This window comes from Thermus sp. NEB1569, from assembly GCF_022385295.1.
Taxonomy (GTDB): Bacteria; Deinococcota; Deinococci; order Deinococcales; family Thermaceae; genus Thermus; species Thermus scotoductus.
On sequence record NZ_CP092445.1, the window covers coordinates 1,679,940 to 1,693,481 of the forward strand.

The 13,542-nt window shown below is 62.3% G+C and carries 15 protein-coding genes; 6 read left to right on the forward strand and 9 right to left on the reverse strand.

Going from position 1 to position 13,542, the window contains the following annotated elements; genetic code table 11:
* The first annotated feature begins 1 nt into the window (after position 1).
* Genes MI302_RS09605 through MI302_RS09625 form a run of 5 tightly spaced genes read left to right on the forward strand, consistent with a single transcriptional unit; the run spans position 2 to position 3,507 of the window.
* Complete coding sequence (locus tag MI302_RS09605; RefSeq protein WP_239725626.1) at positions 2-421, forward strand: phosphate-starvation-inducible PsiE family protein; 420 nt, start codon at positions 2-4, stop codon at positions 419-421.
* Positions 418-894: a cation:proton antiporter regulatory subunit gene (locus MI302_RS09610; RefSeq protein WP_239725627.1), complete on the forward strand. Its 477-nt coding sequence runs from the start codon at positions 418-420 to the stop codon at positions 892-894. Before MI302_RS09605 ends, MI302_RS09610 begins: the two co-directional genes overlap by 4 nt.
* Positions 894-2,027 carry a cation:proton antiporter gene (locus MI302_RS09615; protein ID WP_239725628.1) on the forward strand — a complete coding sequence of 378 codons (1,134 nt, stop codon included), beginning with the start codon at positions 894-896 and terminating at the stop codon, positions 2,025-2,027. Before MI302_RS09610 ends, MI302_RS09615 begins: the two co-directional genes overlap by 1 nt.
* Positions 2,028-2,051: 24 nt before the next feature.
* Entirely contained in the window at positions 2,052-2,885 is an 834-nt protein-coding gene (locus MI302_RS09620) for an ATP-dependent Clp protease proteolytic subunit (protein ID WP_126217265.1), read from the forward strand.
* Position 2,886: 1 nt separating this feature from the next.
* The gene (locus MI302_RS09625) at positions 2,887-3,507 is read left to right on the forward strand and encodes a rhomboid family intramembrane serine protease (RefSeq protein WP_239725629.1); all 621 of its coding nucleotides are present in this window, start codon (positions 2,887-2,889) and stop codon (positions 3,505-3,507) included.
* A 108-nt stretch (positions 3,508-3,615) separates the two neighbouring features.
* On the opposite strand, the gene mnhG is transcribed toward MI302_RS09625, so the two are convergent.
* The 8 genes from mnhG to MI302_RS09665 form a co-directional block, all read right to left on the reverse strand.
* A complete protein-coding gene (gene mnhG, locus MI302_RS09630; RefSeq protein WP_239725630.1) occupies positions 3,616-3,942 on the reverse strand; it encodes a monovalent cation/H(+) antiporter subunit G in 327 nt (108 codons plus the stop codon).
* Entirely contained in the window at positions 3,939-4,190 is a 252-nt protein-coding gene (locus MI302_RS09635) for a monovalent cation/H+ antiporter complex subunit F (RefSeq protein WP_019551013.1), read from the reverse strand. The genes mnhG and MI302_RS09635 overlap by 4 nt, the downstream gene beginning before the upstream one ends.
* Positions 4,187-4,510 (reverse strand): Na+/H+ antiporter subunit E, encoded by a 324-nt coding sequence (locus MI302_RS09640; RefSeq protein ID WP_019551014.1) that lies wholly within the window; start codon positions 4,508-4,510, stop codon positions 4,187-4,189. The genes MI302_RS09635 and MI302_RS09640 overlap by 4 nt, the downstream gene beginning before the upstream one ends.
* Positions 4,507-6,000 (reverse strand): proton-conducting transporter membrane subunit, encoded by a 1,494-nt coding sequence (locus tag MI302_RS09645; RefSeq protein WP_019551015.1) that lies wholly within the window; start codon positions 5,998-6,000, stop codon positions 4,507-4,509. Before MI302_RS09645 ends, MI302_RS09640 begins: the two co-directional genes overlap by 4 nt.
* Positions 5,997-6,344 (reverse strand): NADH-quinone oxidoreductase subunit K, encoded by a 348-nt coding sequence (locus MI302_RS09650; RefSeq protein WP_019551016.1) that lies wholly within the window; start codon positions 6,342-6,344, stop codon positions 5,997-5,999. The genes MI302_RS09645 and MI302_RS09650 overlap by 4 nt, the downstream gene beginning before the upstream one ends.
* Positions 6,341-6,751, reverse strand: coding sequence for an MnhB domain-containing protein (locus MI302_RS09655; protein ID WP_026329043.1), 411 nt, complete (start codon positions 6,749-6,751; stop codon positions 6,341-6,343). The genes MI302_RS09650 and MI302_RS09655 overlap by 4 nt, the downstream gene beginning before the upstream one ends.
* Entirely contained in the window at positions 6,732-8,921 is a 2,190-nt protein-coding gene (mbhE, locus tag MI302_RS09660; protein WP_155984161.1) for a hydrogen gas-evolving membrane-bound hydrogenase subunit E, read from the reverse strand. The genes MI302_RS09655 and mbhE overlap by 20 nt, the downstream gene beginning before the upstream one ends.
* Before the next feature lie 92 nt (positions 8,922-9,013).
* Positions 9,014-10,654, reverse strand: coding sequence for a transglycosylase SLT domain-containing protein (locus MI302_RS09665; protein ID WP_239725631.1), 1,641 nt, complete (start codon positions 10,652-10,654; stop codon positions 9,014-9,016).
* A gap of 121 nt (positions 10,655-10,775) precedes the next feature.
* On the opposite strand from MI302_RS09665, the gene MI302_RS09670 reads away from it, so the two are divergent.
* Entirely contained in the window at positions 10,776-12,974 is a 2,199-nt protein-coding gene (locus MI302_RS09670; RefSeq protein WP_370687338.1) for a replicative DNA helicase, read from the forward strand.
* On the opposite strand, the gene MI302_RS09675 is transcribed toward MI302_RS09670, so the two are convergent.
* Entirely contained in the window at positions 12,971-13,528 is a 558-nt protein-coding gene (locus MI302_RS09675) for a protoglobin domain-containing protein (RefSeq protein WP_239725633.1), read from the reverse strand. The two genes, MI302_RS09670 and MI302_RS09675, sit on opposite strands and share 4 nt — an antisense overlap.
* Between the last annotated feature and the right edge of the window lie 14 nt (positions 13,529-13,542).

Here is a 13,542-nt window from a genome sequence, read left to right on the forward strand (position 1 = left end):
GATGAGCCAGGATCTACCCCTTTCTCTCTACCGCCGGGCCATCCGGCTGGTCTTCAATCTGGTGCTGGTGGCCCTTCTTATCGGGCTTTTCGTGGGGGTGGGGCGCACCTTCTTGGAGCTGGGCCTTACCCTCAGCGAGCCCACGGTACGCCTGGGCCTCAAGGAGCTGATCACCAACGTCCTTAGCCTGGTGGTCGTCCTGGAGCTGGCCCGGGTCTTCGTGGAGTACTTTGAGTTTGAAAGGGTGCGCCTCGAGGTCCTCATGGAGATCGGCGTGGCCCTGGCCCTGCGGGAACTTCTTCTCCTCCTCTTCGCCGAAAAGCTCTCCGGGCTGGACCTCTTCTTCTGGACCCTGGGCATTTTGGCCCTGGTGGCCGGGCGCACCCTGGCCGTGCAGTTTTCCCCCAGGAGGCAGGCATGAGGGTAGAGGAAGCAATCCTTCCCGGCGTGGGGCGGAAGTACACCATCACGGTTCAAAGCGGCGACCGGATCGTCATCGTGGTCCACCACTCGGGGAAACGGGAACTGCAGTACTTTGAAGCCGGAGGCGAGGGGGATGAACCCGCCATGGCCCTGGACCTGACGGATGAGGAGGCCCGGGAGCTGGGGGCCATTCTGGCGGGGGTGCTCTTCCACCCCGAGGCGGTGGGGGACACCCAGAGCAAGCTTGGGCAGAAGGTCATTGAGTGGATCAAGGTCCTGCCCGGTTCCAAGCTCGCGGGCAGGCGGGTGGGGGACCTCCACCTGCTCCCCGGGGCCCATCTCCTGGCCGTGGACCGCCCCGGGGCCCCCCTTATGCCGCATCCCTCCCAGGAGACGGTCCTCGAGGTGGGGGACACCCTGGTGGTGGCGGGGAGCCGGGAGGCGGTGGAGGCCCTGAAGCGGAGCCTGTGATGCACCCCTCCGTGGAGGCCTTCGCCCTGGCCGCAGGGCTTTTGGCCCTGGGGGCGGCTTTAGTCCACCGCTTTGGCTTTCCCCCCTTGCCCGTCTACCTCCTCACGGGGTTGCTGGTGGGCCAGCGCCTGCCCGTGCAGGACCTGGAACCCTTACCCTCCCTAGGCCTTCTCCTTCTCCTTTTCTCCGTGGGCCTGGAGTTCGGCCCCGACCGGCTTAAGGGGCTCTCGGGGAAAGCAGTCCAGGCGGGTTTTTACGATGCCTTGGCCCTGCCCCTGGGCTTCCTCCTGGGGCTTTTGGCGGGGCTGGACCTCCGCGGCGCTGCCCTTTTGGCCGGGGCCATCTACGTGAGCTCCAGCGCCGTCATCGCCAAGCTCATCGTGGATCTCCGCCGGGCCGCCAATCCCGAAAGCGAGGTGGTGCTGGGGGTCTCGGTGCTGGAAGACCTGGTGATCGCCTTCCTCCTCGCCCTCCTCGGCGGCCAGGGCCCCGGGGGCGTGCTGGCGGGAGCGATCCTGGCCCTGGCCTACTTCGCCTTCGCCCGCTATCTGGGCCCCCCCCTTTTGCGCTTCATGGAGGGGATCTCCGACGAGCTCGTGCTCCTCATGGGCGCGGCCTTCACCACAGGAACCGCCCTCCTCTTCCAGGCGGCAGGCACCTCGGAGGGGCTCGGCGCCTTCCTCTGTGGGGTCATCGCCGCCTCCTTGGGCTTGAGGGAGCGGCTGGAGCGCCTCTTTGGGCCAGTGCGGGACCTGGGGGTGGCCCTTTTCTTCCTGGTGGTGGGGGCCAGCGCCCGGGATCTCTTCCAAGGCTTGACCCCGGCGCTGGTGGTCTTGGCCCTCCTGGGCCTTTTGGTCAAGCTTCCCCTTAACTTCCTGGGAGGGGCCCGGGCAGGGCTTTCCCGCAAACGCCGGCTCTATAGCGCCTTGTACCTGGTACCCCGGGGGGAGTTTAACCTGGTCCTGGGAAGTCTGGCCCTGGGACAGGGATATCCCCTGGTGGCCCAGGTGGCGGTGCTCTTGGTGCTTCTTTCCATCCCCCTGGGGGCCCTCCTCATCCGGTTTGCCCCCGAGATCGGCAGGCTACTTCTGCGCGAAGCCCCAAGGCCCCGCCGCCCGGCCCGCTCCTCTTAGCGCCACCTGCTATATACTCCTCCTATGGACATCTTTTTTCAGCTCTTTTGGCTCTTTTTTATCCTTTCCGTCCTCACCCCTTACCTGCAACAGCAGATGCTCCTGGGGGCGCGGGCCAGGAAGATGGCCGAGCTGGAGCGCAAACGGAAAAGCCGGGTCATCACCCTCATCCACCGCCAGGAAGCCGTAAGCTTCCTGGGCATCCCCATCAGCCGCTTCATCAACATCGACGACTCGGAGCAGGTCCTAAGGGCCATCCGCCTCACCGACAAAAACGTGCCCATAGACCTCATCCTCCACACCCCAGGGGGCCTGGTCCTGGCGGCGGAGCAGATCGCCGAGGCCCTCTTGCGCCACCCCGCCAAGGTCACGGTCTTTGTGCCCCACTACGCCATGTCCGGGGGAACCCTCATCGCCTTGGCTGCCGACGAGATCGTGATGGACGAAAACGCCGTCCTCGGTCCCGTAGACCCCCAGCTTGGGCAGTACCCCGCGGCGAGCATCCTCAAGGTCTTGGAGAAGAAGCCCATCCAGGAGATCGACGACCAGACCCTGATCCTGGCCGACATAGCGGAAAAGGCCCTGAAGCAGGTGAAGGCCACGGTGAAAAACCTGCTTTTGAAGCGCATGCCTGAGGAGAAGGCGGAGGAGGTAGCCACCCTCCTCTCCCAGGGCACCTGGACCCACGACTACCCCATTGACGTGGCCCAGGCCCGGGAGATGGGTCTTCCCGTGAGCACGGAGATGCCCCTCGAGGTCTACGAGCTCATGGACCTCTACCCCCAGGCCCAGGGGGGTAAGCCCAGCGTGCAGTACGTGCCCGTACCCTATCGTCACCAGCAGCCCGGGAGGCCTTAGGGTGTTTCCCCTCTACGACATCAACCACGCCCGCCGGCCCGCTTTCGTGGTCAAGGGCCTGGTGTTCTTTAACGCCTTAGCCTTTTTGTGGCAACTTTCCGTGGGCCTGGAGTGGTCTGCCCAGGCCTACGGCTTTATCCCTGCCTTGTTCTTTCAGGACCCTGTGGGCCAAGGCTACCGCCTCCTCACCAGCATGTTCCTCCACGGGAGCTTTTTTCATATTCTTTCCAATATGTGGTTCCTCTGGGTCTTCGGGGACAACGTGGAGGACCGCATGGGCCACGGGCGCTTCCTCCTCTTCTACCTCCTGGGGGGGCTAGCCGCCGCCTTGGCCCAGGGGCTTTTCTCCCTCACCTCCACCATCCCCATGATCGGGGCCAGCGGGGCGGTCTCGGCGGTGCTGGGGGCGTATTACATCCTCTTCCCCAGGGCCTACGTGGTCTCGGTGATCCTCTTCGTCTTCCCCCTCTTCGTCACCTTCCCCGCGGGGTTCTACATCGGGTACTGGGCCTTTCTTCAACTCTTCCAGGGGCTTTTGGGCCTACCCGGGGTGGCCTGGTGGGCCCACCTGGGAGGCTTCCTCTTTGGCCTCCTCCTGGCCCGGCGGTTCCTTCGCCCATAAGCATTCCACCCAACCCCCTAGGTAGGATTCCCAGCCGGACCCAGTACTCCCCTTGCCTCGAGGGCTTTTCCGGAACACCGCCTTAGCTTGGGCCAGGGAGGGGTGGCCTCACTCTTCCTCCCGTCCACGAAGCTCATCCACGTGGGTACCCTGCCACAGGGGCACCCCTAAGCGGTAGGCCGCCCTGCCCAGAAAATGGGCCCCTATGGGCGCGGTGGAAAAAAGGAACACCACCAGCAAAACCGCCTTAAAGGCCACCAGCCCCTCCCCGAAACCCACGGCCACGCCTAAAAGGATCAGACCTAATCCCAGGGTGGCCGCCGTGGTGGAGGCGGACATGCGGATATAGAAGTCCGGGAAGCGCAAAAGACCCAGGGCTGCCACCAAAAAGACCAAGGTTCCTATGAGGAGCAAGAGGTCCGCAAGAAGGCTCATCCGCGGCTCCTTTCCATAAAGCGGGCGAAAGCAATGGTGGCCAAGAAGGAGACCAAAGCCAACACCGTAGCTACATCCACGAAAAAGGATTGTCGGGTAATCAGGGCGTACACCAAGGCCAGGCCCATGAACCCAAAGCCCACCATCTCCAGACCCAACACCCGGTCCGCCAAGGACGGACCCTGAAGGAGACGGTAGAGGGTTAGAGCCAGGGCCAGGGTGAGAAGGAGAAGAGCCAGTTCCTTCACCGGGTCACCTCCAGCACACGTCTTTCAAACTGCTCCTTCAGCTCCACCTTGGCCGCGGAGGGGTCCTCAGCGTACATACTGTGTACGAAAAGAAACTTTCGGTCCCGGGAAACGTATAGGCTCAAGGTCCCAGGGGTAAGGGTGATCATGTTGGCGAAGAGGGCAATCTCCAGGTCGCTTTCGGCATCCAAGGGCACCGCCAAGATGCCCGGCCGCATACGGAAACGGGGGGAGAGGACCTCCCGGATCACCCGCAGGTTGGAAAGCACCACCTGCCAGAGAAAGTAGAGGATTAGCCAAACCGCCCGCCACACCTTCACCGCCCACCTCCCAGGACCGCCTTTATGTAATCCGAGGGGTCTAGAAGCTCCCATGCCGCCCGCTCCGCCAAGGCAAAACCGTAGCCCGCCCCCAGGCCGATAAACACGGTGATAAAGGAAAGCAAAGCGGTACCCACCACCATGGTGCGAGGTACGGAGGCCCGCAGCAAGGCCTCCTGTCTTTCTTGAGGGAGGGGTTTCCAGAAGGCCTCACGCCAGATCTTCATCATGGACATCAAGGTAAAAAGCCCTACCAGGAGCGAAACCCCCACGATAGCATACTCCCCGATTTCCATTCCTCCCACCACCAGGAACAGCTTGGCAAAAAATCCAGAGAAGGGGGGAACCCCCGCCAGGGAAAGCGCGGGGACAACGAAGAGAAGGGCGAGATAGGGCCGAAACCGGTAAAGGCCCCCCAGTTCCTCCAGGTGGAAAGAGCCCAAAAGCCTTTGCGCCAGGCCCGCTACCAGAAAGAGAGCTGCCTTGACGAAGATGTGGTGGACGATGTAGAAGATACCACCCGCGATCCCCAAGGGGGTAAAGAGCCCAAGCCCCATGATCATGTAACCAATCTGGCTGATGATGTGGAAGGAGAGAAGGCGGCGCACCTCCATCTGGGCCAAGGCTCCCAAAACCCCGGTGACCATGGTAAAGCCGGCAATCCAAAGGATAAGGCGGTGCCAAAGCTCAGGCTCCTGATAAAAGAGCACGGTAAAAAGCCGAAAGAGGGCGTAAACCGCCACCTTGGTGGGCAGGGCAGCAAAGAAGGCCGCCACCGGCAAGGGAGGCGTGTGGTAGGAAGCAGGCAGCCAAAAGAAAAGAGGGAAAAGGGCAGCCTTTATAGAGAGGGCCAGGAGGAAAAACCCTGCCACCACACTTGTCCGGGTGGGCTCCACCTGGTCAATGCGGAGGTGGAGGTCCGCCAGATTTAAGCTTCCCGTCAAACCGTAAAGCAGGCCCGCACCCATGAGGTAAAAGAGGGAAGAGAGGAAGTTAAGGGCAAAGTACTTGAAGCCGCCCAAAAGCTGGGCCCGCTCTCCCCCCAGGGTCAGGAGGACGAAGGAGGATAGGAGCATGACCTCGAGCCACACATAGAGGTTGAAAACATCCCCCGTGAGGAAGGCACCCTGTACGCCAAAAAGCATGAACTGGAGAAAGCCAAAATAGCCCAAGGATTTCCGCCCCGGATCTATGCCCCTGAGGGAGTATAGGGTAACAGCAAGCCCTACCAAGGCCGCGGTGAACACCATGAGGGCTGCAAAGGTATCCAAGACCAACACAATGCCAAAGGGGGCCGGCCAGCCACTTAAGGCCGTGGACTGGATACCTTTCACCTGCACGTAACCTAGGAGGAAAACTCCAAGCCCCAACTGGGCCAGGGCTGAGGCCAAAGCCACCCCATCTCCCAAGGGCGAGCGCCGCAGGAAAAAGGAGAGAAGCCCGCCCAAAAGAGGCAGAAGAAGAGGGAGTACCAGCAGGAGGTCCTTCATCGGTCCGTCCCCCGAAGCTCGTCCAAATCATCGGTACCCAGAACCTGGTGTACCCTGTAGGCCAGCACTACGGCAAAAGCCAACACCCCCAGTCCGATGACAATGGCCGTAAGGATCATGGCCTGAGGCAGGGGATCCGCATAGGGAGGCTCCAGAACCTTGGCCCCCAGGGGGATGATTGGGCTATGCCCCCGCACCAGGCCAGGACTCAAAAAGACAACCAGGTTGGCGGCATTGGATAGAAGAGCCAAGCCCAAGAGGAAGCGGGCCAGGCTCCCCTGAAGTACAAGGTAGACTCCAACACCCACCAAAACACCTACCAAGAAGGCTAGGAGGACCATCATTTTCGCACCCCTTCCTCTTCCTGGGCCCAAAGAACCGCCAAAACCGCTCCGACCACCCCCAGATACACCCCCAGGTCAAATAAAAGGGGAGTGCCCAGTTTTTGGCCCAAAATCTCTACCCAAAGACCGGCGAGGAAGGGCAGCCCGTGCCAAAAGGCTGGGAAGCCGGATAAAAGGGCAACCACCACGCCCAAGGCCGCCAGCTCAGGAGGGGCCAGGGGTAAAAGTGCCCGGGCCCGCCCTACCCCGAAAGCCAAGGCATAGACGTGGAAACCAGAAGCGGCCACCAAACCACCAATAAACCCACCCCCGGGAAGGTTGTGACCCCGGTAGAACAAATACAAGGAGAAAAGAAGCATCAGAAGGAGAATCCATCGGGCAAGACCTCTAAGTACGGGGGTTTCCATTCTTCCTCCTGAGGAGAGCGAAGGCTCCAAGCCCCGCCAACACCAGCACCACCACCTCGCCCAAGGTGTCCAGGGCACGGAAGTCCACCAGGATCACGTTGACCACATTGCGCCCAAAGGCACTCACATAGCTTTCCTCTGCAAAAAACTGGGAAACCGGGGGCAGCTTGGCTTGCCCTGAGGTAAGCAGAATCCCCCAGGTTACAGCCATGCCTACGCCTACCCCCAAAAGGGCCTTCCACGGTACCGTCTTCTCCTTAGCAAAGCGAGGCATGGCGGCAAAGACAAAAGCGAAAACCAAGACAGTAAGGGTTTCCACTAAAAGTTGTGTCATGGCCAGGTCGGGGGCCCCGTAGAACAAGTAGATTAAGGCTATGCCATACCCCACCAGTCCTAAGGCCACCACGGCGAAGATAGGAGAACGGCTCCGCGCGGTGTAAAAAGCGGCCACAGCCATGAGCAAGAGAACCAGAGCCTCGTAAGGGCGGACCCCACCAAAAGAGGGCCACTCCACCGGCAAGCGAAGGGCCGGAAGCAACGTAACCAAAAGACCTGCACCGAGTACCGTGGCCGTGTAGAGGCGCACATACCCATGCTGCAAAAGGGTAGTCTGCCACTTGGCCAACCTTTCCAGGCCCAGGATAAGGCGGTCATAGGCTTGGTCGGCCCCCCAAGGAAGGGACAGGCGACGGAGGCTACCCCGAAGGGAAAAAGCCCCTACACCTGCCAACACCGTGGCTAAGGACAGGAAAAGAACCGGGTTGAGCCCACCCCAAAGGTAGACCCGTACGGGAACCTCCCTTCCCGCGACGTCCGCCACCGCAGGGGCCACCAAGAGGCGGCCTACCTCGGAGGCGCCAAGGCCTAAGACCAGACCCGCCAGGCCCAGCACCAGGGGGCCGGACCATAAGGGCCAAGGAGACTCGTGGGGAGAAAGATGGGCGGGCTTTTTGCCAACGAAGGGCTTGACCCCAGCGAGAAGGGCCACTCCTACCAGGAGGAGGCTGGTCAGGAAGGCAGCGACAAGGAGGAGGGTCCCTTCGAGGGCCTTGTAGAGAAACTCCTTAGCCACAAAGCCCATGGTAGGTGGCAGGCCCACCATAGAAGCGGCGGCCAACAACCCCCCCAGGGCAGTCCAGGGCATGGCCCCAGCAAGACCCCCCAGGTTTTCCACTTTTTTCTCCCTCGCCCCATGATCTACCGAACCCGCCACCAGAAAGAGGGCTCCCTTATACAGGGCATGGGCCAAAAGCACCAACACCATGGCCTTTATCGCCCCTTCCGAACCCACCCCCAGGAGAAAGGTGAGGAGCCCCAAGACGCTCACCGTGGAATAGGCCAGCACCCGCTTGATCTCCTGGGAGGTAAGGGCGGAAAAAGCACCGAGGAGCATGGTCACACCCCCAACAGCCGTCAAAAGCCCATGCCAGACCTCTGTACCCCCCAGGACGGGATGGAAGCGGGCAAGAAGGTAAACCCCCGCCTTCACCATGGTGGCGGAGTGCAGGTAGGCGCTCACAGGGGTGGGAGCCTCCATGGCATTGGGCAACCAGAAGTGGAAGGGAAACTGAGCGGATTTAGCAAAGGCTCCAAGGGCCAGGAGGAGGAGAATGGGGAGATAATAAGGGTGCTCCGTGAGATCCTGAGCAAGGAGGGCCTCCAGACTGTAACTCCCCCCGGCCAGGGCCAAAAGAACCAACCCTCCCAAGAGGAAAAGCCCACCAAAAACCGTCACGAAAAGGGCTTGAAGCGCCGCTCTTCTAGCAGAAGGTCTCTCGTGCTCCAAGCCCACCAGGAGGAAGGAGGTGAGGCTGGTGAGTTCCCAGAAGACAAAAAGGGTGATCAGGTCCCCGGCCAACACCAGCCCCAGCATGGACCCCATAAAGGCCAGGATGAATACAAAAAAGCGGTCCTGATAGGGGTGGCTCTCCAGGTAGCTGGCTCCGTAGAGGAGGACAATAGCTCCGATGCCTGAGATCAGCAAGGCAAAGAGCAGGCTGAAGCCATCCAGGTAAAAGGCGAAGGCGATCCCCAGTCCTGGCACCCAGGACCAAGCCTCCCGCACCCGCTCCCCTGCCAAGAGCTCGGGTAAGAAACGCAAAAAGTAAAGGAAAAGGCCAACAGGAAGGAGAAAAAAGAGGTACACCACCCGCTGCCCTAAAGTGCGCATAAGAAAGGGAGCCAAAGCTCCCAACAGGAAAGGGGCTAAGGAAGCGAAAACCACGGCTTCCAATATACCCAAGGGGTTAAGAAAGGGCAAGTTCAGGGCAAGGTCAGGTACGCGGCGTAAGCGGAAAGGACCTTGGCCAGGTACTCCCGGGGCTCGTCCCTCTCCTGGAAGCGGAGGAAGGCATAGAGGTTCCCTTCCCGGGCGATGCCCCTTAAGGTGTAGCCGATCCCGCCGTTATAGGCGGTGACGGCGCAGGCTACTTGCTCCAAGCCCCCGTAGGCGGCGCACCGTTCCATAAGCCAGCGCAGGTAGCGGGCGGCGTAGCGGATGCTGGCCTCGGGGTCAAAGGGATCGGCAGGAGGCTCTCCCAGCATCCGGGCCACATCCTCCCAGGTGCTCCTTAGGAACTGGCCCAGGCCCAAGGCCCCCGTGGGGCTTACCGCCAGGGGGTCAAAGCGGCTTTCCACGTGGAGGAGAGCATAGAGCAGGTTGGGGTCCAGGCCTTCCCTCCTGGCATACCCCTCCACCCACTCCCGGTAAGGGCGGGGATAGGCCAAGGCCGTGGGCCAGGCGGCCCGGATGCCCTCCCGGTAGGCCCCCAGGCGGTAAAGGAGAGGGACCAGGGCCGGCCATTCCTGGGGCCTTTGCCAAAGGGCGTAGCGCACCACCCCCCGGGCCCAGGCCTCCTTGCCGAAAGCCACCAGGGCCTCCACCAGGGAAGCCTCGGGAGGCGGCGAGGAAGAAGGGGCCGGGGGTGGAGGAAGAGGCTCCTTCCCCAGAAGAAGGCCCAGCCCACCCTGCACCAGGTTCAGGGCTTCCCTCCGGGATTCGGCTAAGCCCAGCTCCCCCGCCAGGAGGTAGGCCCGAAGGGCAGCGTCATCGGCATAAGGGCTACCCCCCCGGCCTAGGTCCAGGTAGAGGGCCAGGGCTTGGCGCACGAGGCCTTGGCGCTCCAGGATTCCCGCGGCCCGCCAGAGGCCTTCTGGGGTGCTTCGCCGGTAGGCCTCCACCGCCTCGAGGATCCTTCCCATTTCCTCCAGGATCCGCCCCTGGGCGTAGCGGCTTTCCGGGTGGTCATAGCGGGCCAAGGCCTCCAGGGCCTCCTCGAGGTGTTCCCCTGACGGGGAAGCAGCCCTTCGCCCAAGCCGCCACAGGGCGTAACCCAGGCCCAGGTACCCCCTGGGGTCCCGCCTGGCCCACTCCCGGTAAAAGGGCAAAGCCTCCCCATAGCGCCCTAGCCGGAAAAGGGCCTGGGCGCGGAGGTCGGGACGCACCCCCAGGGGAAGAACCTGCAAAAGAGCCTCGTAGGCCCGCCCCTGGAAGAGGGCTTCCCAAAGCCTCTCCCCCTCCCCCAGGGAAAGGAGGGCGGCCACCGCCTCCCTTTCCGGAAGAAGCCTCTCCCAGGCGGAAAAGGCCCGGGGGTCTTGGGCTTCTAGGAGAAGGCGGGCCGCCTTTCGCCAAGCATCCTTGGCCTCCCAGCCCGGCTCAAAGGCCTTAACCCCCTCCAGGAAGAGGGCGTAGCGCCAGGCGTACTCCGCCCGTTCTGCCAGGGGCACCTCCTCCCGGTCCACAAGCAACCAGCCCGAAAGCATCCGGGCATACCCTTCACCGCCCAGGGCCACCTGGCGCACCTCCTCCGCCACGCCCCTTTCCAGGCTGGCAAAGGGCTCAGGCAAAGCCTGGCTCCGGCAAGAGGTAAAGGCAATCCAGGAAAGGACCAGAAGCCACCGCACACCCCCACCCTAAGGGAAAAAGGTGAGAAAACCAAAGGCCTTGGCAAGCCAAGGCTTCCCTTAGGTATAGCCCCCTGGCAAAACCCGGGGGGGTGGGCGTAGCCTGGTAAGGCCTATGGGTATGGAAGGCCGTATTCCCCCCCACAACCTCGAGGCGGAACAGAGCGTCCTGGGGGCCATTCTCCTGGATTCCGATGTGCTGGACGAGCTGGAAGGCCTCCTCCCCTCCCCCGAGGCCTTTTACGCGGAGGCCCACCGCAAGATCTACGCCGCCATGCAGACCCTCAGGTCCCAGGGGAAGCCCGTGGACCTGGTGACCCTGGCGGAGGAGCTATCCCGCCGGGGGGAGCTGGAAGCCCTGGGAGGGGTCAGCTACCTGGTCCAGCTTTCCGAGGCCACCCCCACTGCCGCCTACGCGGAGCACTACGCCCGCATCGTGGCGGAGAAATGGACCCTACGAAAGCTCATCCAAGCGGCAGGCGAGGCCATGCGCCTGGCCTACGAGGAGGCGGGAAGCCTGGACGAGATCCTGGACACCGCGGGCAAGAAGATCCTCGAGGTGGCCCTCACCCAGACGGAAACCGAGGCCCGCTCCATCCGGGAGCTGGTCCACGAAACCTTTGAGCACATCGAGGCCCTCTTCCAGAACAAGGGGGAGGTCTCCGGGGTCCGCACCGGCTTCAAGGAACTGGACCAGCTCATCGGTACCTTGGCCCCGGGCTCCTTAAACATCATCGCCGCCCGCCCCGCTATGGGAAAGACCGCCTTTGCCCTCACCATCGCCCAGCACGCCGCCTTGAAGGAAGGCATAGGGGTAGGCATCTACTCCCTGGAGATGCCCGCCTCCCAGCTCACCCTGCGCCTCATGTGCTCGGAAGCCCGCATCGACATGAACCGGGTGCGCCTGGGCCAGCTCACGGACCGCGACTTCTCCCGCCTGGTGGACGTGGCGGGAAGGCTTTCCGAGGCCCCCATCTACATCGACGACACCCCAGACCTCACCCTGATGGAGCTCAGGGCCCGGGCCAGGCGGCTTAGAAGCCAGTACGAGGTGGGCCTTCTCATCATCGATTACCTCCAGCTCATGTCCGGACCCGGGGCGGGCAAGCAAGGGGAAAACCGGCAGCAGGAGATCGCCGCCATCTCCCGCGGGCTTAAGGCCCTCGCCCGGGAGCTCAACGTGCCCGTGATCGCCCTAAGCCAGCTTTCCCGGGCGGTGGAGGCCAGGCCCAACAAGCGCCCCATGCTTTCGGACTTGCGAGAGTCGGGTTGCTTGGCTGGAGACACCTTAGTCCAGCTGGCCGATGGCTCAAGAAAACCCATACGTGAACTGGTAGGCAGGTCCGGGTTTCACGTTTTGGCCCTTAACGAAGCCACCATGAAGCTGGAAGCAGCCATGGTAAGCCGGGCCTTTGCCACAGGGGTAAAACCGGTCTTCGCCCTCACCACGCAACTGGGACGCCAAATCCGCGCCACCGCCAACCACAAGTTCCTAACCTCAAAGGGATGGAAGCGCCTGGATGAGCTTCGGCCTGGGGATTGGGTAGCCTTACCTCGGAGGCTAGATGTGGCCACCCAACAAACCCTTGGGGACGAGGAACTCGCCCTTCTCGGGCACCTCATCGGGGATGGTTGTGCCCTACCCCGTCACACCCTGCAGTACACAACGCGAGACCTAGACCTTGCCCAGGGAGTAGTTCAACTGGCTAGGACCGTGTTTGGGGACGCACTCAATCCCCGGATAAAGGCTGAACGGGGGTGGTTCCAGGTCTACTTGAGCGCAAGCCGTCGTCTTGGGAAGGGTATCCGCAATCCCCTAGCGGAGTGGTTGGAGGAACTAGGTATCTGGGGACTAAGGGCTCACGAAAAGCGGGTGCCGGAACCGGTATTCACTCACCCTCCCCTTGCTATCGCTCGATTCCTTCGTCACCTCTGGTCCACCGATGGGTGTTTTCACATGTCAAGGGGGGAAAAACCTTACCCAAAGGTCTACTACGCCACAAGCCAGATGGCTACCAGCGATGTTTACTGGGACAAGGTAGCCTCCATCCAGCCAGACGGAATAGAGGAAGTATTTGACCTCACTGTCCCTGGCTTACACAACTTCATTGCCAACAACATCATCGTCCACAACTCCATCGAGCAGGATGCGGACCTCGTGATGTTCATCTACCGGGACGAGTACTATAACCCCCACTCGGAAAAGGCGGGGATCGCCGAGATCATCGTGGGCAAACAGCGAAACGGCCCCACGGGCACGGTGGAACTCCAGTTCCACGCCGCCCACGTGCGCTTCAACGACCTGGCCCGGGAGCCCTAGGAGTAGCCCGCCTGCAAAAGGGCAGCCGCCCCTTGGGCCAAGGCCTCCTTCAGGTCCCGGTGGCCCAGGGAAAGGCCCAAGGCAAGGGCCTCGAGGTAGCTTTCCTCAATAAGGGCAATCTCTATGGCGATGATCTTCTCAAAAGCCTCCACCGCGCTGTAGACCTCCGGGCCACGGAGGGCGGTGCGCAGGTGCTCGAGGGAGAGTTCCTGCACGATGCCCATGGCGGGGATCATGGCCCGGGGGCCGATGCCCAGCCTGGCGTGCACCAGTCCAATGCGCCTCCGCCCTTCCGCATAGGCCCGGTCGTAGGTGCCCCCGAAGAGCTCGGCATACCAGCGGGCAAAGGTGCCATAAAGCCGCTCCACCCTTCCGGGCACGGCATAGAGGGTCTCCGCCAGCTCCTTATCCCGGCCCAGGTAGTCGTAAAAGGCCAAGGCCACCTCGGGGGCCAAAGGGGTCATGGTGGTTCCAAGCTCCCTTAACAAAGCCGCATGGGCCTCGGTGAATCCGGTGCGGCGCTTGAGGAGATCCAATAGGTCCCCGAGGTCCACGGGACAAATGTACC

Bases quoted from the DNA above. Each gene is read 5' to 3' on its own strand.
- MI302_RS09605 (WP_239725626.1), top strand. From the start codon at position 2: ATGAGCCAGGATCTACCCCTTTCTCTCTACCGCCGGGCCATCCGGCTG.
- MI302_RS09610 (WP_239725627.1), top strand. From the start codon at position 418: ATGAGGGTAGAGGAAGCAATCCTTCCCGGCGTGGGGCGGAAGTACACC.
- MI302_RS09615 (WP_239725628.1), top strand. From the start codon at position 894: ATGCACCCCTCCGTGGAGGCCTTCGCCCTGGCCGCAGGGCTTTTGGCC.
- MI302_RS09620 (WP_126217265.1), top strand. From the start codon at position 2,052: ATGGACATCTTTTTTCAGCTCTTTTGGCTCTTTTTTATCCTTTCCGTC.
- mnhG (WP_239725630.1), bottom strand. From the start codon at position 3,942: ATGAGCCTTCTTGCGGACCTCTTGCTCCTCATAGGAACCTTGGTCTTT.
- MI302_RS09645 (WP_019551015.1), bottom strand. From the start codon at position 6,000: ATGAAGGACCTCCTGCTGGTACTCCCTCTTCTTCTGCCTCTTTTGGGC.
- MI302_RS09650 (WP_019551016.1), bottom strand. From the start codon at position 6,344: ATGATGGTCCTCCTAGCCTTCTTGGTAGGTGTTTTGGTGGGTGTTGGA.
- MI302_RS09655 (WP_026329043.1), bottom strand. From the start codon at position 6,751: ATGGAAACCCCCGTACTTAGAGGTCTTGCCCGATGGATTCTCCTTCTG.
- mbhE (WP_155984161.1), bottom strand. From the start codon at position 8,921: ATGCGCACTTTAGGGCAGCGGGTGGTGTACCTCTTTTTTCTCCTTCCT.
- MI302_RS09670 (WP_370687338.1), top strand. From the start codon at position 10,776: ATGGAAGGCCGTATTCCCCCCCACAACCTCGAGGCGGAACAGAGCGTC.